This window comes from Desulfosporosinus hippei DSM 8344 (assembly GCF_900100785.1).
In the GTDB taxonomy this organism is placed as follows: domain Bacteria; phylum Bacillota; class Desulfitobacteriia; order Desulfitobacteriales; family Desulfitobacteriaceae; genus Desulfosporosinus; species Desulfosporosinus hippei.
Genome location: NZ_FNCP01000045.1, coordinates 1 through 21509, shown reverse-complemented (window position 1 = coordinate 21509; position 21509 = coordinate 1). Strand labels below are relative to the sequence as shown.

14 protein-coding genes and 3 pseudogenes are annotated in these 21509 nt (G+C 40.7%); 4 read left to right on the top strand and 13 right to left on the bottom strand.

Annotated elements, in window-relative coordinates:
- Positions 1-411, top strand: a pseudogene (locus BLS16_RS22080) (IS1634 family transposase); the annotation flags it as partial.
- A gap of 1452 nt (positions 412-1863) precedes the next feature.
- A pseudogene (locus tag BLS16_RS22075) lies at positions 1864-2068 on the top strand (DUF3102 domain-containing protein); the annotation flags it as partial.
- On the opposite strand, the gene BLS16_RS23320 reads toward BLS16_RS22075, so the two are convergent.
- Positions 1988-2599 (bottom strand): hypothetical protein, encoded by a 612-nt coding sequence (locus BLS16_RS23320; RefSeq protein WP_143015565.1) that lies wholly within the window; start codon positions 2597-2599, stop codon positions 1988-1990. The pseudogene BLS16_RS22075 and the gene BLS16_RS23320 overlap by 81 nt on opposite strands.
- Before the next feature lie 85 nt (positions 2600-2684).
- Positions 2685-2954 carry a nuclear transport factor 2 family protein gene (locus tag BLS16_RS24480; protein WP_345788555.1) on the bottom strand — a complete coding sequence of 90 codons (270 nt, stop codon included), beginning with the start codon at positions 2952-2954 and terminating at the stop codon, positions 2685-2687.
- Positions 2955-4235: 1281 nt separating this feature from the next.
- Here BLS16_RS24480 and BLS16_RS24475 point away from each other — a divergent pair.
- Positions 4236-4367, top strand: coding sequence for an antitoxin VbhA family protein (locus BLS16_RS24475; protein ID WP_242876401.1), 132 nt, complete (start codon positions 4236-4238; stop codon positions 4365-4367).
- Positions 4368-4581: 214 nt separating this feature from the next.
- On the opposite strand, the pseudogene BLS16_RS22055 reads toward BLS16_RS24475, so the two are convergent.
- The 6 genes and pseudogenes from BLS16_RS22055 to BLS16_RS22030 form a co-directional block, all read right to left on the bottom strand.
- Positions 4582-4761 (bottom strand): annotated as a pseudogene (locus BLS16_RS22055) (DUF3102 domain-containing protein); the annotation flags it as partial.
- Between the two features lie 210 nt (positions 4762-4971).
- Positions 4972-5568: a hypothetical protein gene (locus BLS16_RS22050; protein ID WP_092335762.1), complete on the bottom strand. Its 597-nt coding sequence runs from the start codon at positions 5566-5568 to the stop codon at positions 4972-4974.
- Complete coding sequence (locus BLS16_RS22045) at positions 5565-10121, bottom strand: AAA domain-containing protein (protein ID WP_092335761.1); 4557 nt, start codon at positions 10119-10121, stop codon at positions 5565-5567. The genes BLS16_RS22050 and BLS16_RS22045 overlap by 4 nt, the downstream gene beginning before the upstream one ends.
- A gap of 416 nt (positions 10122-10537) precedes the next feature.
- Entirely contained in the window at positions 10538-11563 is a 1026-nt protein-coding gene (gene mcrC / locus BLS16_RS22040) for a 5-methylcytosine-specific restriction endonuclease system specificity protein McrC (RefSeq protein WP_345788554.1), read from the bottom strand.
- 5 nt (positions 11564-11568) lie between these two features.
- Complete coding sequence (locus tag BLS16_RS22035; RefSeq protein ID WP_092335759.1) at positions 11569-13308, bottom strand: AAA family ATPase; 1740 nt, start codon at positions 13306-13308, stop codon at positions 11569-11571.
- A gap of 44 nt (positions 13309-13352) precedes the next feature.
- Positions 13353-13535 carry a hypothetical protein gene (locus BLS16_RS22030; RefSeq protein ID WP_092335758.1) on the bottom strand — a complete coding sequence of 61 codons (183 nt, stop codon included), beginning with the start codon at positions 13533-13535 and terminating at the stop codon, positions 13353-13355.
- A gap of 137 nt (positions 13536-13672) precedes the next feature.
- Here BLS16_RS22030 and BLS16_RS22025 point away from each other — a divergent pair, with 137 nt between their 5' ends.
- The gene (locus BLS16_RS22025; protein ID WP_092335757.1) at positions 13673-13915 is read left to right on the top strand and encodes a helix-turn-helix transcriptional regulator; all 243 of its coding nucleotides are present in this window, start codon (positions 13673-13675) and stop codon (positions 13913-13915) included.
- A gap of 229 nt (positions 13916-14144) precedes the next feature.
- Here BLS16_RS22025 and BLS16_RS22020 read toward each other — a convergent pair whose 3' ends face one another.
- Genes BLS16_RS22020 through BLS16_RS22000 form a run of 5 tightly spaced genes read right to left on the bottom strand, consistent with a single transcriptional unit; the run spans position 14145 to position 21388 of the window.
- Positions 14145-15188 (bottom strand): HNH endonuclease, encoded by a 1044-nt coding sequence (locus BLS16_RS22020; protein ID WP_092335756.1) that lies wholly within the window; start codon positions 15186-15188, stop codon positions 14145-14147.
- Entirely contained in the window at positions 15172-16857 is a 1686-nt protein-coding gene (locus BLS16_RS22015) for a restriction system-associated AAA family ATPase (protein ID WP_092335755.1), read from the bottom strand. The genes BLS16_RS22020 and BLS16_RS22015 overlap by 17 nt, the downstream gene beginning before the upstream one ends.
- Complete coding sequence (locus tag BLS16_RS22010) at positions 16847-18382, bottom strand: restriction endonuclease subunit S (protein WP_092335754.1); 1536 nt, start codon at positions 18380-18382, stop codon at positions 16847-16849. Before BLS16_RS22010 ends, BLS16_RS22015 begins: the two co-directional genes overlap by 11 nt.
- Positions 18379-19959, bottom strand: a complete 1581-nt coding sequence (locus BLS16_RS22005) for a type I restriction-modification system subunit M (protein ID WP_092335753.1) — start codon at positions 19957-19959, stop codon at positions 18379-18381. Before BLS16_RS22005 ends, BLS16_RS22010 begins: the two co-directional genes overlap by 4 nt.
- Position 19960: 1 nt before the next feature.
- Positions 19961-21388, bottom strand: coding sequence for a type I restriction-modification enzyme R subunit C-terminal domain-containing protein (locus tag BLS16_RS22000; protein WP_207649788.1), 1428 nt, complete (start codon positions 21386-21388; stop codon positions 19961-19963).
- Positions 21389-21509 lie beyond the last annotated feature (121 nt).

Below are 21509 nucleotides of genomic sequence, written 5' to 3'. Positions count from 1 at the left end.
AGCACTGAACAAGTTGCCAGGATATACGGCGGACTATGGAAGATCGAAGAGAGTTTTCGGATACTGAAGACTGATCTTAGAGCGCGTCCTGTCTTCGTATGGAATGATGAACACATAAAAGGTCATTTTGCTATGTGCTTTATTTCATTGTGTATGCTGCGCTATGCACAATACCTTCTTGAAGAGGTTGGCGGAAAGAGTGTCTCTGCTGCTCAGATCATGCAGGCCATTCAGGATCCACTAGTCCTAGTTCAGGGAGACTATCCCAACAATGTAGTCACACCAACACAGATATCCCAAGTATATTTAGATTTAGCCACGATCCTCATGCTTCCTCAACTGAAGACACACATGACACTAACTAAGTTTCGTTCATGCACAAAATTAGACTTAACAAAAAACCTAAAATAATAGGACATTTTTAAAATAGCCGAATCGCTTGTGCTCCAAGCGATTCGGCTATTTTTCCCCCCTCTAACTTCTAAAGTCAGGAGGAATACTTATCTGTTAGACAACACCGATTTAAGCATACAAATAGGAACAAAGCACACAATCACAAGAATATACATTACAGACCATCATAAAGTAATGATCCACTGGTAAAATAATGAGCATAAGTTCAAATCTAGAATTAATATTTCAAAACCTCATTTGGCAAATTAGACTTGTTATCACTCTACAATAATTTAATTGCTTTTACACCGAAAATCACACTGCAAGATGCGCATTTTTTTGCGTTTACCCTTAAATCTACTTTGAATGATAATGTAAAAGTGTACCATTTCAGCACCTTTTGACAGTTTATTAGTTTACCACCTGTCCTAAAAAAACCTGTAGAATAATATCAAATAATCCACGGGGAGAAATGAAAGGTGTGATCATTGAAGTGGACGTGTATTCAGCAATTGTACCCACTTTATCGATGGAGAATCCTTACGACCTATAGCAAAAAGCTTAAATATTTCAAGACCCACCGTTACAAAGTATTGTGAAGGATCCACTCATCCAGATGTTTGAAAAGTTTATCAGCGATAACCCGATGTAACCACTGATACATCAAATCGTTCATTCTGAGCTGCCTTAAAGAGATGAACAAGAAAATCTAAAAAAGCAAAAGCACACAGTTAAGCGTATTTATGATCGACTAGTCTCTGAGAGAGATTTCAATGGCTCTTATTCCACTGTACGTGCACCCGTTAGAAATCTTAAAGCAGAAAATACGTAAGCGTCAAATGGAACGCGTCTTAAAACCACCGCCTAGAAATGAGATAATGCTTTCAAATCAAAGTTTGGAGGTATTTATGAATATAGAGAATTAAAACGCGAACTATGGCAAGAACGTATTTGTGATTATCGGAATAGGTGGGCTGAACGCTCAGACCTGGTGTCAGCAAAACAAACACCCTTTCCAGCTTGCATTACTGGGTCAACAAATTAAATAAAGAATCTCTTGAGTCGAATAGCTGTTTTAATCATGAGTTTGTCCCGATCACTCAAGTGAAAATATCGGTGAGCCCATCGGCTCCCATAGTAACCTCCTGGCTTCTAATTTCACTGTTGTTAACAGAATACCAAAAGACAGAATGTTTTTACGAGCCGCTATCTGCCGCTCACATAAATTCAGTCTCTTACTCCAGGAAATAAGAAACTAACAATGAAAACCTTCCACTGTGCTGATAGACGAAAAAGACCGAAGGCTTCGGACTTTTTCGTCTATCAGCACAGTGGAAGGACACCACTATATAACTAGATGAAGAGCAGGGGAAGTAAAACCAATGTGGCAATCGAACCAAACGCAACTCCTGCGCCAAAACCTGGATAACCATACCAACCGTAGCTAAAGCCACCCAAATTTCTTGGCCTGATTTCTCCCAGAGCAGTGCCAATAAACTGATGCGTATCTTCAATGAGTACGGAGCCGAACAGCTTACCTCCTCAGATTGAGATCCGAATCCGAATCTGAACTACAGCCAGGCGGTGCTTCTTTTTAGGTATCCCAAAGGAGGAACGGGCGCAATTCATCATTAATATGAATATCGAAGGAATGACCAATCAGGAACTCAGGAAAGAAGGTTTTTTCTGTTTCTTCTATATCTACAACAGTACGATCATGGAAATTAACTTCTTCCAGCACACTGTTGTCTTGATCTTTAGATACTTCTTTAGAATATTTTCTATAGTCTTCTATTGTTTTCATCTTTAATTCTATATTGCCCTGACAAAATTGAGTCACTTCCTCTATAACTTGCCGTGTCGCTTTATGTAATACAAATATTCGTATATCAGCAATTTTTTTAAGTATCTCTTCAGGTAAGGTGTTTTTGATGCGACTTTGATTTTCTAAACATGATTGATAAAAATTTTCCGCTACTTTCTTTCTATTAACTAGTTCATATTTAATCTGACCTTCTTTAAGGGTTTGATACTTTAAGGCGATTTCCTCATGTACAATCTGCAATTCTTTTAATAATTCCTCAAATTTTTGCTTGTATAATTCTTGAAAGTATTCTTCAGAAATAGCTTCTGCTTGCTTATCTTTTTCTAACCCCGAATGAGCACTAGTCTCCAATTCATACCATTCTTTAGTAAAATAATGCACTTTGTATCACCTCTGACTCAATTTAACCAAGAAACAATCGTCAACCCAAGTACATAAATAATTCAATCATTCGCTTCTTATAATGTCACTTGCAGTACTCCATTGTTCTGGTTCCTTGATGAAAGACCATTTGCCACCTGCCATCGATGAACTTCCAAATTGAACTTCTTAATGAATTCCTCATTTCTTCTCTAGATTCATTGGTCTTAACTGCCCGATAGGTAGCTAGTACCACATCCGTCGCTAAGACTTTCACTTGAAAATCCTCAATAATCACTGGAACAGCAGGAGAATAAGGTAATTCCTCAACAACTTGTAATTTATAGAATGTGCGCCCGGAAACTCCAAATTCAATAAAATTTCAGCTAGAAGCATTGAAATTTCCTCTCTAGATCGACGAATCTCAGGTGTAACAGCCTATCTTCTAAATTATATATTTGTTCGTAGAGTGATACTTCCATTTTCAATGTCCACCTTTCATCATAAAAAAAACAATATAGTTTAGTCCGCATAGGCTTTGCCCTAAAAGAAAACCTCAGGAAATTATGCCTTCTCCCAAGGTTGAGGTCTCATGTTATTCAACTCTCGTGCCGCATGAATTATGCAGCCATTTCTTCAACTTCTTCATGTAAGTACGCTTTGCCTTCTTCGGCTACTTTTAAAGATAGTTCTATAGATGAAATTAGTGAAATAAGTTCCACAGAATAGGACAATCAGACCGTAAGAACTCTCGTAGTTTCGTCTTTCAGGAAATCTGTCAGTTCCTGACCTGTATACATTACGTTTATGCCCATATTCTCTAAAACTTCCGACACACCGTAACTATCGGCGCAAGCCTCTTACAGGCCAAAACCTCCACCCCGGCCTGTTTTATTTTCGCCGCATATTCCTGCAATTGCTGATCTTCCGTGAGAAGGAGGTCAATCAGAATGACAGTCTTTCCCTAGGCGCGGGCAGAAGCAACTATCTTCCCAATGTCTTCCGGATTTGCTGTATTTTTTTACCTTCCTCCAGCTATGTGAGCTGGTTGCATATTTTACAATCCATGGATATACTATTATAAAAGGACTGACGTGTTGAAATCACGCCAGTCCGGCAGATTGTCTAACCAAAGGTTAGTCAGATTTACAAGTTATAAGAAATAACCGCAATCCTTAGCAGGGGCGGTTATTTCTTTTTCGTGATCATAACAACGAGTGTAGCAAATGCAATCATAAGATACATCGCCTCAACCATTGAGATCATCCTACCACCCCCTTTCTAAAAGGGTGTGGCTAACCGTCCCACGACAATCTGTTGCAATTATCATAGCACAATCTTCCAGACATAAGCATGCACTTATCCATACTATTCCAGGGATCAGGCCGCCTCATAATACGAGACAAGCATTAAGGCGAGCTCATTTCCTATCTATCATGTCGTGATAAAGACCATAAAATAAACCTAACCCCGTAATTGAGTTGCCACTGGTTGGCAAGTGATTACTTACATCTTTAATTTCGAGTAAACGCATGTTAATAATTGTCTATTATCATGGATTTGCGTATAATAACTTAAGAGGTGAATCGCTTCGAAAACGAGTGTTATAAAGGGTAAAAGAAATCATAAAAGAGTAATTTCCGGTGTCAGAGCTTCAATGGCGATAGAAGGATTGCACCCAAGTTTACATGCTCAAGCACTTGGCAAACTGTACCTTGAAGATAAAATTACCGGCAGAGAAGCAATTGCAAGGATAAAGGAAAGACACTCTGCTAAATTCGGACTATAAAATGGGTAACGGCTTTTCAACTTATGACCCTAATGATTCGGCAATATTAACTTGAAAATGAGCAGACTGTAAAAGGTAAATTTGGTATTACCCATTTAATACGGATTCATAAATATATTTTTCAGGATGTTTATCCTTTTGCAGGAAAGCTGAGGAGGGAGTTTATCGCAAAGGGAAGTACCCCTTTTTGTGATAGTCCCCGGGTCTGCATCCTCCCTAAGAGAAGCACCGCCTGGCTGTAGTTCAAATTCGGATCCAGATCCGAATTTGAGGAAGTAGGCTGTCCGGCTCCGTAATCATTGAAGATACGCATCATCTTATTGGCCCTGCTCTGGGAGAAATCCACCGACTCCTCCAGCCACTTGCCCCACTCTCTATACTTGAGCAGGGCCTTGGGCCTACCGTTCGGTATTCGGCGGTTCATCAAATGTTACGAACTTCAAGATATCGGTCCATGAGGCTGATTAATCCGAGCTTTTGCCAGTATTCCTTGGTAGGATGGAATTCAAAAGTAAGGATGCAGCCCATGGGCCTTTTCGTTCAAAATAGCAAACGAGTGACCATTCGCAAGTCGGTCACTCGTTTACTTTGAATCACTAGCCCTTTAAGCCGTACAAAAAATCATCTGAAGCTCCTCTTTTTTGTACCTACATAAATCAAGAATACTATAGGTCATGCGGATCGTTCTCACAACATTAGAGGTGCTGAAGACATACATACCATTCGATAACTTCTCAAGTTTTACATTGTCAGGAAATATTGAGCTATCATAAGAAAAACGCTGTTTTCGACATGGGTATAAAGAATCAAGCTTATTAATAATATCCGGACGTAAAACCAGCAATTCTTCCAACACACTGGTTAAAATATCGGAGACTGTGTGTGGATGTATAATTTTATCCCGGAACTTGACTTGGGAAGGAGTATTTCTACCTAAACGCCTGACCAAGGGAATGGTATGGCCCTCTAGTTGCTCAACAAGATCTCGTTTATTTGAGGATGCCGGTTCCGTTTCTAATTGAACAACATCGCTAATCTCCGGACTTATTTCCGGCTCAATACCCCACTCCCGGCGAATTTCAGCAGCACGTCTAAAAACTTCCGTCTCTGGACACTCCGTTGATTGTATCGCAACCTCATCATTCTTCATCCCTGCGGCTGGAATTTCCAATGCGTGAAGCCGCTCAAAGACAGGCCTCATAGCTCTTTCAGGATCTCTAAAGAACTCACTGCCCCTGATACGGACAAAGCGCCAGCCAAGGCGTTCCAAGATAGCCTGACGTGCCTGTCTTCACCAAGGTTTTCTAAGGTGTGATAACGATCACCGTCACATTCTATGGCGAGGCGTTTACCGTTGCCTTCAACAACCATATCAATTCTAAAGGCACCAACCGGCCACTCAGGTATAACACGGTACCCCCTATGAACTAATTGCCTTAAAACCTGGCGTTCAAATTCAGACTCGGTCTTGGTTTCCTGCTGTTCAATCGCTTTTGTCACGGCATAGGGATCCTGAGCATGTTTAATCAGATCCCTGCGAATATCTCCTACTTTCAAATCCAAGTCAGGATCAAGGGAATAGACAACCCATAACTGATCACGTGCTCGGCTTGCTGCAACATTGAATCGTTTCTTATACATATCATGGGCACCTTCACGCCTGAGAGTCAGTGGGCCCTGCCCAGTCGGCCCATCGACAACAGACAGGAAAATGACGTCACGTTCATCCCCTTGGAAATTGGCAGGATTGCCGCATTGAATCCTTCGTCTGATATATTCTGAGGGGGATAAATTTGTTTGCAAGAGGCGATCAATCAACATGGCTTGTTCTTCCCCAACCAGAGAGATCACCCCCATTGAAGCGTCCTTATAGAGAGGGTTTTCAATACAAGCAAGGATTAACGAAACAATGGTCTGAGCCTCTTTCTCATTGGTCTTACCCCGGGAAGTCCCTCCCTCGACTCGATAGGCGACGGTAAAAGGTTTAAGTTTAACGTCACTTTCATCACGCAAGGGCTTAATTTTTCCATTGTAGGATAAGAAGTTACTGAATTGAATGATTGGCGATACACAACGGAAATGTTCTCGTAAGCAAATAGGATCAAAGGTTGTCATGCCTAAATTATAAATTGAGAACAAGCCATCGTAGAGCTGGCTGTTAGGAATACCCGGCAAATGTTCATCAATTAACTTCTGGATTTCATCTTGATTTTGTCCAACGCCTACAGGACTAACCTGTTCGTGGTCACCTACGATCACGACTTGGCTTCCTACATATAAGGTGGTTAAGGCCATGGCATCTGCCTGACTAGCTTCGTCGACGATGACCACGTCAAAACGGTTGGTCTTTGGATTAAAATTATCGATGACGCGGCTTAAGGGCATAATCCAGACAGGCACCGCCGATTGACAGATTGGCATTAGTTTACGCGCTTCGGCCAGGAACCGGGGCACACGTTTCCCTTTCCCCTTGCCAATACGATGCATGATTTCTTTCCAGCCCTGAAGTGCTTGACGTTGGGTTAGGGTCGTCCGTCTTACTTGAGCTGCCCAGGACTTTTTCTCAACGAGTATGGCCGTTGTTTGACGCAGGTCGTTAGAAAGTTGTGTGATACGCGCCTGTAATCCCTCCATGGAGGTCTTTCCCCGTTGTTCCAATTCTCCCTGCAGTTGACACCATAACCAGGCGTCTGTGGGATTGCCGGGAATTCTGCCTTGCCCATGTAAATCAGTCCGTGATCGGAGAGCACTTGACCAATTAGGCGCTGCCAACTCAAGTTTTGCTAACAACTTATTGCGCAGTTCAATATCCTGACGTTTGGAAGTGAGCTCGATCAAACGCTGATAGGCTTGGGTATAGCTAGAAGAACTTAGACTGGAGAGAGCGTCATAAAGGAAAGAAACCACTGCAGCCTGCTCGGCAGACTTAACGAGAGCCTTTAACTCCTCAAGTTTGTTCTGTAATTGTACTTTATGGCAATAGGTGGCATGGGCAATCAGCAGCGGAGATAGTTCACTCTTAACCAGATCGTGAATCCTCAACAAACGACCGTACTCACCACCACGAATCGGGACATTAGTCAGGAAAAGTTCCCACTCGAAACCCAAGCGTATCAGTTCCTCTAAGAGGGGATTCCATTGGGTAGCTGCCCAATCAAGACCTTGCCGAAGGGCATAAACTAACTGCTGACAGACATTTTCGGGAGTGTTCCCTAGTTCTTCACGACCGGGCCCACCTAAGACGGCAACCTGGCGTTGCCAGCGTTCAATAAGTTTAGTTCTGGCTTTGGTCAACTCAAGGGCAACCCTAAGAGCCTCAAAATGCTTTTTCTCTGAAGGGGGCCTGCCCTCAACACACGCATTTTCAATAAAAACCTTCCATTGCCGTTTTGTCCAAAGTTTAAAGCTCGTGAGCTTAGTACTTTGTTCCAAAAAATCCAGAATTTCGGCGAGAACCTTTTCCATCTCTTCAAAACTCATATGACTTGGCAAAGCAGGGCCCAATTCAAGCAAGAGTTCTTTGGCCTCCAGCGCTTGCCTGGACACTTTTTCAACCTGATTTATGAGGTTTTCCCAAGAATCACGAGCTGTGCCGCCATCTAATCCAGCCTCAAGAACATTGAGACGCCATTGCTCCTGAGTATTCAGAACTTCGGCAGCCTTAAGCAGTCGTTCACTCAAATTCTCCAGATCCTTTGGATTCGTCCTTTGGTCATTGGCAGACCACAGTTCCGGACGATCAGCAAGCTCTACACTATCCACAGTTTTTTTCTCAGCCGCAAACTGCTCAAATTCTGAAGGCGTTGGCAAATGCTCGGGCACAGGTAATGCGGTATTAAGTTCCCTTTCGTCCTCCGGAGTCAAGCTGACGTTCGTCCGATATAATTCTGCAAATTCAAGAGCTGATAGCGGTAAGGGCACCCCTAAGACAACCGGACCCGGAATCCAGTTATTAATATCTTGCGTTTCTTTGACCAGACGGGCAGCTTCTGAGGGGGCGTACTCTTTGCCATCCACTACGATGGAACGATATTCATCCTGACGAGCCAGAAGCAATTTATGCCGGTTTTCTCTTAACCGTCGGATAAGCTCCAGCCGCTGAGTCTGCAATTGTTCTGTTTCCCGTTCTAAGACCTCCGCATTAGACGTTGAAAGCCGCTCCGTGATTGCATCAATCGCCCGATCCATTTGGTCCCGGCTATCATCACTAATTTGACTGATGCATAGGGGCTGAAGTGGTTCAACAACCTTTTCACGCAGGACTTGCAAGGCCTTTGATGAATGACTGGTGACCAAAATACTTTTTCCTTGAGCCAATAAATGCCCAATCAGATTGGCAATGGTATGGGTTTTACCGGTCCCAGGGGGGCCTTGAACCAAAACAGCACCCTGGCGATCCAAGCGTTGGGCAATTTGTAATTGTTCCCCATTGGCTTCTTTGCTGAGCAGAATGAGTTCATCTTCTCCGTTAGGGTCTATACCAGTGGGGGTTCCCCCACCATCCACATCCCTTGATTTTTCAGTTATAATACCCACGATGTTTTTCAAAAAATCCGGCACATCGTCACGTTCCGGCAAATCTTCAATGATGGCTTCAAGGGCCTGGCTATAACCAAGTGTCCTTTTGCGCAAAAACAACAAAGGATTGCGCTGAATCGTTGGAATTTCCCGCTTATTTTTCGAGTTCGAGGTGGTTAGCTCACCGTAGGGAGAAAGTTGAATGACTAAGCGCTTAAGGAACTCGGACGTATCATCCCCACCCAGCGGATGCCAGCCACCATGATCTAAATCTTCTTGTAAAGCATTCATCGCCTTGGCAGTTACATCAGGAATAAGACGTAGTAACGCGCTATAAAGCTCGGTTGGTTTGTCCCCTTCAGACACTGTAAATTCGGGCAGAGCGGAGTCGAATTCAATGCGCAGCCGAAGTAATAGTATGGGATGATTGAGACTTCCGGCTGAGCTGTCCGGCCAATCTAATAGGCCATCACCCAAGACAAGTTCGACCTGCTCAGACTCACGTTCCAGGCGTGAATAAAGGTCGTAAAGTTTCGTAAAGATGGCCATTGCTTGACGGGCCGGGCGTTCCTTATGAACCCAGGTCTGGAGTTTCGGAGACCATTCATTAAGAAGTCTGGGACGTTCGAAGTCGTCCTCGAAACGTATGGTTATTATTTTCTCTGGCTCGAGGAGAGTTTTCTTGGTCTGAATTATGTCTTCACTAGTTTGCCAATCCGCTGTCAGCCAAGGAACAAGCTCAGTCGGCGGAGCCGGTTTGAAATTACTACCCTCAGCCTCAGCCTTCTCTGAGCCCTTTGTTTTCAGCCACTTTTCCCATTTTTCTCTCCACTCCGTATATAGTCTCTCCCGAATTGGATCTTCGTCAAAGCGAATTGTTCTGGCGGCGATTTTCTCTTGCTTTTCGGGAATAACTTTAACAGCCCCCTCAACCTCTTGCCACCCCTTCTCCAGCCAGGAAAGTAAGCGCACCGGCGGAGGGGGAGGGTCAGAAAGTTCAGGGCGTCCTACCTTTAAGATAAAGTCGTCAGCCGGACTTTCATCTTCTATGGCATAACCCGCTGGATTCCCACGACGGATTGCTGAATGCTCCGGCAGATCTTTAAACCACAGTAACCACGGTTGAGCATTAATATCCATGGGTACGGGGTTTTTAAGCTGGTCAAGGGCTTGGAGATAACGGAATACTTGGAGAAGAAGCTTTTTACCCTGTTCAAGATTCTCAGTATTATTCAAAGAAATGCATCACCCAACCAATAGATTTGACTCAGAGAGCCATGATTTTTTTTACCTACCTAAAGAATACTATTATGTTTAAGTATAACTCGTTGACACTAATTTAATTTCTCACAAGGTATTTTTCGACAAGATTATTGGGTAATCCTTTAATAATTCTCTACAAGATAATGGAAAAAATCAACAAGCGATGATAACTAGGCCAAAGCCAATAGCATGACACAAATCACTCCGAACTGACGGAACAAAAAATTCGAACCTGCCCCAATCCTTGTAGCATAATATCACAGACAAAATCGTGCATCTTATTTAGACTATTCCATGGCTCAGGCCGCCTCAAACTGAGGCGGCCTGATTTGTTTTCTTTAATCAACTATATTCATTTCACTTCCTGCGTAGCGAGACCAAACATAGCATTAAATTGCTATCATTGCGGCTACACCTTCGAGCTGCGTCTTAATTTCAGTCCATTCAGCACCTAGATCGAGTGTTTTGACACTTATCTGATTACCACCCATCAGATAGTCGTTATCGGGAGTAATGTCTTCATCGGTCTTCGCATATAAAAGCACACCACTTACGTTTCCGCTCCCAAGGAAATCTTTGTTTTTAACATAGGTGAATATTTGATACAAATTGCCCGAGATAATGGTGGTACTGTCATACCTTGTATTCCTTTGCATGGTTTGCCCATAATATTTCGTATCGATGATCAGTATTTTACTACCGTTGGTAAGCATAATGTCTGATTTCATGACTGGTAGAAAATCAAGCATACCATCGTCAACATTCCAGTCGATATAAGCTGCTCTGGCAGAATAGTGCGGATACTCTCGTTTGAAATAGCCGAGGACAAATTTCTCATACAACCTGTGCATTTGCTGATCATCTAAATACTTAGCCATCTTATATTCGCCGTTCTCGGTTGTCATCAAAAGCCCTTTAATGACTAGCCAACAGATATTGATCAACAATTTATAGGCTGAGTTGTTACGGTGATAGTTAAGAGCACTCCAATTAATATGAAAGGCATCGAGCATACTGACATTTTCAAAAAAGAGCAAAAGCTTGCGCAGTGCCTTACGATTTTCTGTTTTTACGTCCCCACAGCGTATTAACAGGTGCAGAGTGGTTTTTAATATTTGGTTGAGCAATGTATTTTCAGAGAACAAGTCATACTGACAGACCATGCGTCGTTGCAACATAGTCTGATGCTTAATAGAATTTGTGATGTCAATTTTGCCTCGTAAATTACCGAGAATTTCTGTCTGTCTGACAAAATCTCTATGCAAGCCCCGCTTTATTTGATTAGAAACACCGCGAATCAGAATCGCCGCCATTAAATCATGGACGTTTTCAAAGTCCTCGGATTTAATACTGCTGAATCCCTCTTCATTCAGTGTTTGATAGGCGTAAGCCAGCATATAATAAACATTTTTCATCCTGATCATGTAATAGCACCACGTAATTTTTGAGACCAGTGTTCCACCTTTGATGGTTCATCAAACCAGTATTCTTTGATCAGCGGTATAAGTTCATATTCCACTAAATCGGACAGCCACCCATCATTAATAACATCCCCAGTACAAAAATAGCTATGGCCAACACAGAAACCACTGCCAAGTGAGGCATCGCTGGCTATAACACGGTTCATCGCCTCAACAATTCCTATCAGACTATCTAAATTTTTATTCGCTGCTGTCGCCTGATAGCGTTTAAAACCTGCACTTGCGAAAGCCGGCTCGAATTCAAAAAAAGCAAAACGACGGCGAAGCGCATAGTCAATCATCGCCAGACTGCGATCCGCAGTATTCATCATGCCGATAATATAGACATTTTCCGGCACAGAGAATTGTTCGTCTGAATAGAGCAGACGTAACTCCTTGCCTCGTTTATCATTTTCAATCAACATTAACAACTCTCCGAAAATCCTGCTGAGGTTTCCTCGGTTAATTTCATCGATGATGAAAAAATATTCTCGATCATCCGGTTCAGCTTCTTTGCAAAAATCGTAGAACGGGCCTTTAGTTAAAGAAAAACCACTTTCAGTTGGACGATATCCCATAATAAAATCTTCGTAACTATAGCTCTGATGAAACTGAATAACCATCACTCTGCTGGTATCCTTTTCACCCATGATAGAATAAGCTAATCTCTCTGCCGCATAGGTTTTGCCAACGCCGGGTGCGCCCTGCAGGATAATATTCTTCTTTTTTAAAAGGAGATTTTTTAAGGTATTATATCGCTCCTCGGGCATGAATACCTCGGATAAAAAGTCATCTGCAGTGTATTCATCAAACTTAGACACAGCTACGACGTCAGGGATTAGTAGATCATCTGATGACACAGCGAACATATTTTCAAGTCGTTTATAGTAGTCAGTGTACGGGGTAATATTCGTAAGGGTTTTCATTACGATTTGACCTTCATGATCCCATTCGCCCTTATGCGTCCAATTTACAGTGCGAATATGGCGATACTCTTCTCTCGATTGATCAAATATATAATCCGACGTAACAACGCCGCGGCCGATAATCTTTTTTATGCCTTTCTTGACGAAAATGATGTCACCTTTTTTGATTTCATTAGCAAACTGCCAGGTTGCATGTCCAGCGTTCTTATAGGAGTATTCTTGGCCGTAAATGACTTTCATTTTCTCTTTCATGGATTCCTTAGTAGGGTATTGCTTAAAATCTCCCAATTCATCCCAGCCAATGCCCATAATACCATTGTCATAGAATTCATTCCACATATTGGAGCCTTCACCTGGAGCATACATCCAATAAAGCCTCTTGTCTGACTGGTTTTGCACAGTTGTAGGGTCTGGATTTCCTTCACGACGCTCCTTAAGAATATTAACCCATTTGAAGAAGATCTCACTAGCCATTTCATCTGTCAGTTCCATTTCCATACCTTTGGGAGTAAGTGTCCAGACTCCTCTGACGGACTTATCAATCAACTCTTCATAAGCTAAATAATTCCTAGCCCAAGCAACCTCATTGGCAAATTTTTTACCCCCTGTTTTTCCTCTTGTTTCAGCAATGACATCGCTTCCTAAATTGAGGTCTCGGGCAATTTGATCGCGAGCCTTCTCAGGAGTTGCCGAACCACCTAATTCTCTTAGAGCATTAATTAGCGGTGCAAACCACTGAATAAAGCTAGCTTTTGATACCTTTACTTCGTCCATTATTATTTACCTCTCTAATCGTACTCATTAAAGGCGTGCTCTCGCTACAATTGATCATCATCTTGATCGCTACCCTTCTCATCTGATCTAGAATCTGTAAGCAGAATAACCGGGCGCTCTTCTTTAGAATAATCGGCTTCTCCTTGCTGCTGCGCTTCTACAAGAATATCAACGGCATTTGCAACTTTGGCGGCAAGTTGAAAATACATTTCTTTATAATCTGGCATGCGAAATACACCCCTCTGCACAGTTAGTGTTATATAACTAATTATGACACATAATATATCTTAGTGCTATATCACTAACAAAATTTACTCTTCTTCTTTATGCTTTAATTAGTGATAACTCACTAGGAGGTGTATTCATGGATACGAGACAAGCAGTAGCGAATAGAATTGTTGAACTTTGCAAAGAACGGAATATAACGCCCAATGCTTTGAGCTATCGTGCCGCCGTACCACAATCGACTATAAAGAGCATTCTAAATAATGAGAGTCTGAACCCTGGTATAGTAACCATTAAAAAGTTATGTGATGGTTTAGAAATCTCATTGTCAGACTTTTTTAATACGGATATCTTTAGTAATTTAGAACAAGAACTAACATGAATAAAGATTATCCAATAGTAACAACAAGTCCCCGGCAAATGTTTGTCAGGGACTTCAATATCAAAACAAAGCAATTGCTCATTGACTATAGGCTTTAACTTCCGCTCCTCACGTCTTACGCATTCCTGATGTGTCTCTCAAAGTTTAATTTTTCCACTTGGAAACTCTCATTTACGAAATCCCCCTGGTGCCTTAGTGAAACAGGTCGGGATAAGAATAGAGTTTTTGACTATGCGTATTGCAGTGCCTCGATTTCTGCTTGTACAGTATTCGACCCCGCAAGTAAAGCAAATAATGCTGGTTTACGAATATAGCTTAAACCCAAGGTCTCATCTTGTTCAAATACTTCTATGTAGCATGCCTCTTTGGTTGAAATATCTAATTCGGATAATTTTGGACTTTTTATATAACTGAAATAGTGTTTATACCATTTGGTGATACGAGCACCTATGTATCCTTGGTACCGCTCCTCAATTGAGTAAATTGTTTTCCAAGATTCAATTTCATCATTTTTATTGTCGGGACTGCTAAAAATTAGTTCCCAATCTATTTTCTCTGTCTCAGGATTATCATTTCGTACCCTTACAACTAATGAAATACCTTTATGGCTATCATCATATGGGAAAAAGAGCTTTCCAGTTGATATTGCAATAGTATCCCTGTCTCCTTTTATTGCTAAGGAGTTGCAATCTATACAGCAGGGCACCAGATTGTAGAAATTTATTGAAGAAAAAGGGTACAATGATTTTGGCAGAAAATGATCATATTGATCTCGGGATTCATCCTGAGATTTTTTCAACTCCGAAATACCGCAGATGGGACATAAAGTAATGTCTTTATTTGCATTGCTAAACTGATTAAAATGATCTCGTAGAGTTGTATGAGCGTTTTCACGAAACGGCTCTCCATCAAGCACTTGATTATACAAATCAAGGAATAAATTCTTCATAATCTTATTTATGCCGGTCGGTTTGTCGGCAATAGCTTCTGGTCTATATTCTCCACGGCAAATTATTTCTATTTGATTGCTTTGAATAACTCTTTGACAAAATGACTGACGTTCAGCTGCCGACAGACTGGAAACATACTTGTATAATATCTTAAACCTTTCCACAAGTATTTTTCGATGACGTTTTACTATGGGAAGAAAGTCGGGTTCAAACAAATCATCTCTGAATCCATTTGTATCAACTTCTATCTTACGAAAAAATGCAAGTACATATTCATTTAGCCTGGTATGAATTGTGTCAACATACTTATATGCCCTTATCATTTTTTAGCTCACTTTCTTTTGTTATAAGGTATTTGAACAACAAAACCTTTTCTACAGATTCACCCAGAACTCTGGATGCTTCTTTTGCTGCTTGTATATCTTCTAAGGTCTCTAAAGGCATTTGACGTATTTCGTCAATTTTCTTTTTGGATAGCTCTGATATGGTATCGTCTTTGCCGAAAACGACATCTGAAAGGATATCGATAGATGTACCGAAGGTGTTTATGTCTGGTGACTTTGGCTGACTAACGGTTCCGTCAGGATTTCTTTGAAAAATGTAAACACACTCTCTTCTGCAGTCTGAAACTATATAGGGAGAATGTGTTGTAAGTATTATCTCTTGATCACGTTCTTTGTCAATTGATTCATTTGCCATATGAACAAATTTAGAGCGCCAATCTGGGTTGAAATGAGTATCAGGTTCATCCAAAAGAAATAAAGAGCCTGTAGTATCCATTAGCAATAGACTACCAAAAACCTGGAGTAGTTGATGTTCTCCATCAGAAAACTTTCTGTAATTTAAAAGCGCACTATTCTGTTTATAAAAACTAATACCCGATATTCTAAAAGCAAGATTGCTAGCCTCATGCTTTGGCAATTCATCAGAAAGATTATCATATGAACCTGCAGTGGCAGCTGCGACAGCTTTTCTAATATCTTGACTTATTAGATCAATATTAAGCAATTGCAAGAAGTAAAATACTCTAAATAAATCGTAGGCTGTTTTAAAGTAATACCTAAATGCTTCTTTTGTTGACTTATTGACCCAGTAGACAAGCTCAATATCAGTAAATATATCATTTTTTGTTTCTCTAGTAGATTCATTTATGAACGTAGCACATTTTTTAAGATTAGATAATGCGATATTTAGAGCCGAATGCAATGGCAAACTTTTTTTTAGTTTTAAATTGATCACAAAAGAATGAAGATCTTCGACGCAAAGTTCTCGTTTTATTACACTTAAATCAATGCCACCAAAGTCGGTAGCTTTTTGACCTTCAGTAAATGAAGACATGTCATAATCATCTGCATCAAACAAAAAATTACTGACAGCTATTAACTTGTTAGAGTCATAGTTTAAGAAGAACATACGATTCATAGCTAAAGAATCGTTTCCTGTTTTAGCTTTAAGATCCTCGAAATAATTAAAGTCCATTTTTATAAATGGATTACTCAGCAACTCATTCATTCCAGATGAATAGGCAACAATGCGTGCAGGTAGAAGCCCTTCGTTGCGATTATTGTCCTTATTCCTTAAGGTAAAAACTTTTTCATTAGCCATAACTGATATTTGAGGATACTCATTGATTTGTTTTTTGATCTTAATAATGGGATTAGTCCTAGAATTATCCAAATATGAGTTTAGTTCATCCCACGAAGTGCGAGCTGACATGACGAATACTCTCGGCAACTCATAGTCAATCTCAAATCCAAAACCAGTTTGAAATGACTTAAGTTTATCTTTTGGTGCCTTATGATAAGTCTCTATGTAGTAGAAAATCTCAGCAATAACTTCCAACACATTCGATTTACCGGAACCATTCAAACCGACAAAACAAATCGGAGTAATTCCTATTGAATTTCTCGCTTGTACGTCATTAAACAATATTTCATAACCCGCAGGCAGACCTCTAAAGGAAGTTAATATCTTAAGTCGTTTAATTTTCATAATTACCTCTGAATGCTATCTGTTTTTCATGGCCAATTTTATCAGCCTCAGATGAAAGAATATCAAATACCTGTTGTAAATTTTCTTTATCCGATTCTAACAAATCAATGATTTGTTCCTGGATACGATTTTTTAAAGGAATGTCTTTATCTGTTAGTGACTCAATCTCTATCCAAAGTTCATCAAAGCTGAATATCTTACCAGAAAATCTTTTTATCAAATCGACTAAATCTTTATCATTAAACTCTAATTCGTTTTTCAATCCCCCATCAAGTCTCCCTATTTCTGTAATTTCTGATTCTTCCGTTTCATTTTTGTAAACCAAGGGAACCTTGCTCAAATCCAGTTCTCCCTTAAATGCACGTTGGCTAAGTGAACCGTAGAGGTTTTCCAGTTCAATGAGGCTTTTGTTGTATCTTGCTTTGAGCACTTCGACTTTTTCAACGATGGAACCGAATTGGTTTTGGAGAGTTAGAGGAGGTTTAATTAGTGGGAAAGCTTTTAATTGTTTAGAGTTAATTGAGGCTATTCCAGTAGTTTGCTTTGCTGCTTTAAGAAAATAACTCTTACCGTAATTACTAGCCATAAGTGCGCTAAGAAAAACGGGATTAAGCGATTTATTTTTAACTCTTACTCTAAATATATGATTTTGATGGATGCATTCATCAATTTCATCATTCCAAACAGCACCACGCCCTAATTTGTCTGGATCACCGCCTTCTGTCAGTAAAAGATCGCCTTTTCTCAATTTGTATCGTTGTAGTTCGATTTCGGTTACTTCAATAGTCTTAATCTCTGAAAGATTAAGATGCCCATCTTGGACATTCGCAACCCTCATGTAAGGTACTTCTCTAAAAATACTGGTCTTGTATTTTTTCCCTTTTGTAACACCTGAAACAATATCAGTATTAGAACTTAAAGACTCTAATTCCCAATTCTTATCATCTAAATGATCTAAACTGAACATCTCAAGAAAAGTACTCTTCAAGAGTTCGTCCAACGCCTTGATGCTCTCTTTGCGTTTAGCAATCAGCTTTTCCGCCTGGGTAAGAACTGTAGCAATGCGGATTTGGTCGTCAAGAGGTGGAAGTGGTATTTTTATATCTTTGAGAAAATCTAATTTAATACCTTTAACTGTGGATCCTTTTCCTGCTTTTTCAAACACATTCGATATCGTTAATAAATATAAGCCAAGATATTCCAAATGAATTTTGCCTATATCCATTATTTGCAATGCCTTTATATCCTGGTTAATGGTTACAGGAATTTCATTTATCGCAATCTTTCCGAGTGCCATTCTTGTGGGCATTAATATTGATTTTGCAGGAATCATATTTGATGCGGAATTTTTAAGACCAATTGGAGTAATTTTTTCTTGCGCAGTGACTATTTTTTTAGAGGTAAAATCTTTTACAGTTACCCAAGGAATTTCGCCGCCCCAATACTCTGGATTTGCACGACTTGGAGTACCACCACCTGTTATTTGAACAAGTTCTCCAAGTTTCGTTTCAGCATATTTTTTCATCCCAACATCCCCTCAAGCTCACTCAATTCTTCACGAATCTCATCCTCCAAAGTTTTGAGCTTAACAAGAATCACCGCTGGTTTTTCATACATAACCTCTTCAAAAACATCCTCTTTATACTTACTCATGCTTAAATCATAGTTTTCTTCTACAATCTCACCTTTGGGCACAAAGAAAACCTTCTCTTTACGGTCGCTTTCTTTCCGCTGATCCCGCTTTTTAAACTGAGTTACAATATCCTGTAAATCTCCATACCCCTCGGGTAGTTTTGTCCGCCTGTCGTCAAGAGTATAACCATCGCTTTGCATATCGTAAAACCAGACATTCTCAGTCTCACCGCCCTTTGTAAAGATCAAAATGGCGGTACTAACTCCAGCGTAAGGTTTAAATACTCCGCTGGGCATAGTGATAACAGCCTTAAGTTCGCATTTTTCAACGAGAATTTTTCTTGCTTCAACAAAGGCTTTACCGCTGCCGAAAAGAACCCCTTGCGGCACAATCACGCCAGCTGTACCGCCCATTTTTAGCAGGTTGTAGATGTTTTCAACGAACAAGAGTTCGGTTTTGGTGGTTCCTAATTTAAGCGATTCGTTAATGTCGCTCTTATCGATACTGCCGGTAAACGGCGGGTTAGCCATAATAATATGATATTGATTGGACTCGGTAAACCCTTTGCTCAGGGTATCTTTGTAATCAATGTGCGGTGTGTCCACGCCGTGCATCATCAGATTCATCAGCGACAACCTCACCATGGTCACGTCTATATCGTAACCATACAAGCTGTTATTCAGAATATCGCTCACTTCTTTAGTTAAGAGACTGCTGACAGAATTACGGATAAATCCATCTTCGTCAGGCTCAAGATTCTTCTTATTTTTATCAAGCTGAGTCACCATATACTGATAAGCACCAAGTAAAAAGCCGCCGGTTCCACAAGCAGGGTCGGCAATAAGGTTACCCAATTGTGGTTCTACCAGTTCGGCAATAAGCTTGATGATATGTCGCGGAGTTCTAAACTGTCCGTTTTTTCCTGCTGAGGCGATTTCAGAGAGTAGCATTTCATAGACATCCCCTTGTATATCCTGAAACGCCTGTCCACCCTCGTTGGCATCCTTTTCAATCTCCGCAAAAATCTCTTCAATGGTTGACATTGCTTCTACTAGCAAGGTTGGTTTAGGGATAATAAAGACCGCATTCCTCATGTGATGAGAAAAAGGCGATTCATCCCCATTGAGCATTTTCAAGAAAGGGAAGACATTAAGTTGAATGTGTTGTAAACGTTCTTCCGCAGGCAAATGTCTGAAATGACTCCAGCAAAGAGTTGCTTTATTAACATAATTCTCTTCTTTGTCAGGCATCCCAGTCGGCAGCCATTTTCCCTCAAATTTTGAGGTGTAAAGTTCTCCGGTAAATTCGGCATCTGCCTTCCTCTTAAGGTCAAGATCATCCAACCGCTTCATAAAGAGCAGATAGGTAATCTGTTCAATGGCAGTAAGCGGATTAGATATACCGCCACTCCAGAATTTATCCCAAAGTTGGGCAATTTTACTTTTAAGTGCTGAATTGTTTTGTAACATATTATGCTGCCACCCTTTTTGTAAGTTCTAGAATTTCGTTGATTTCTGCAGGGGTAAACAAGCCACGGATTCCCTGGGGGTGCAATACTGTAAAGGGTGATTCTATCAGATCTCGCTTTTGCACGGTCTCTTTTTCCAGTATAAAATCCTGCAAAAGATCTAAAAAATCCAGTTGCCGGGAGCTAAGGTTCGTATGGGTATGGATAAATTGCTCAAATGCTTTGGTGACTGTTTCAGGAAAACTTTCCAAGATTTCGAGTCCTAAAATATGTCTGATGAACTGAATAAACTTTGCTTTGCGGTTTCGATAGACATTTTTAAGTAAATCTTCGGTGATATGAGGGTGCTCATCGTGCAACAGTGCAACAAGTTCCTGGACCTCATCTTCGGCAATCTCTTTCCCATCTTTGATCTTCTGCAGAATAGGGTTACTCTCTGTAAGTTCCATGATGAGCTTCTCTACCATTTCTCGATACTTAGAAACACTCACCGCCGAATGTTCTGGTCCAAACTCCACCATTTCTTTTGTTTTCAGCAAATCGGCAAAATCAAAACGAGCTGGTCCAAGTGCTTGAATATCACCATCACGGTATTTCATAAGTGGAGATAACTTTTCGGCAAGTTCATCAAATGTTCTGTCTGTTGCCTTGGCCCAATAGTTATTTGTTTGAGCAAGTCTTATAATAGACTCTTCCCTGGCAACAATATTGACCGAAAGCGGAAGTTCGCCAATCAGCTCAACGATATTATCCTTTAATGTCTCAAACTTCTCTTTCTCATTTGCCAATTTTGCCAATGATGTTTCAAGTAAATCTTTCTGAAAGCGCATCATCTTAAAATCAGTTTGAGAAACCGTTCTAAAAAGCGGCTTGATGGTCGTACGTAAATATTCAATCTTATCATGAGTCAATTTCGTCCAGAAATTGTCATCTTCGATCTTTAGTAAGTCTGTGGCTGACTCTTGAATAACCACCGAATTTTTTGGGAGTTCCTGAATCTGCTGTCGGAGTTTGATAATCTCTTTTTCGGCAATAGTATCGTTTTGAATGTCAATTGCTTTTTCTATTTTATCAAGCCTGATTCCGACAAAACGCACAGGGAGCGGAATCTGAACTGTTGTTTCTTTACCTTTGGGACTAAGTTTAAAGTATTCAAAATTGTCCCAGCAATCCAAAATAAGGAAGAGATCTTTTTCGGTACACCAAGGCTTTATTTTATGTGATTCCAAAAGGCGTGTACCACGTCCGATCATCTGCCAGAACTTGGTGTAAGAATAGACTGGCTTAGCAAAAACAAGATTAACCAATTCTCTAATGTCAATCCCGGTATCCAGCATATCGACACTGAGGGCAATACGCGGCATATCGTTGTTTGTAAACTGATCCAGTAGCCCACCCTTGCCATAAACCCGCGGATCGTCTGAAACCAAAACTTTTGCTAGTTCCCCCTTATACTCAATGTCATTAAGTTAAGCTCATGAGAAACCCCAGCGGTAGAAAAGTGATACCGCTGGGGTTGTCGCATACACGGAATAACATAGAAAAACACGG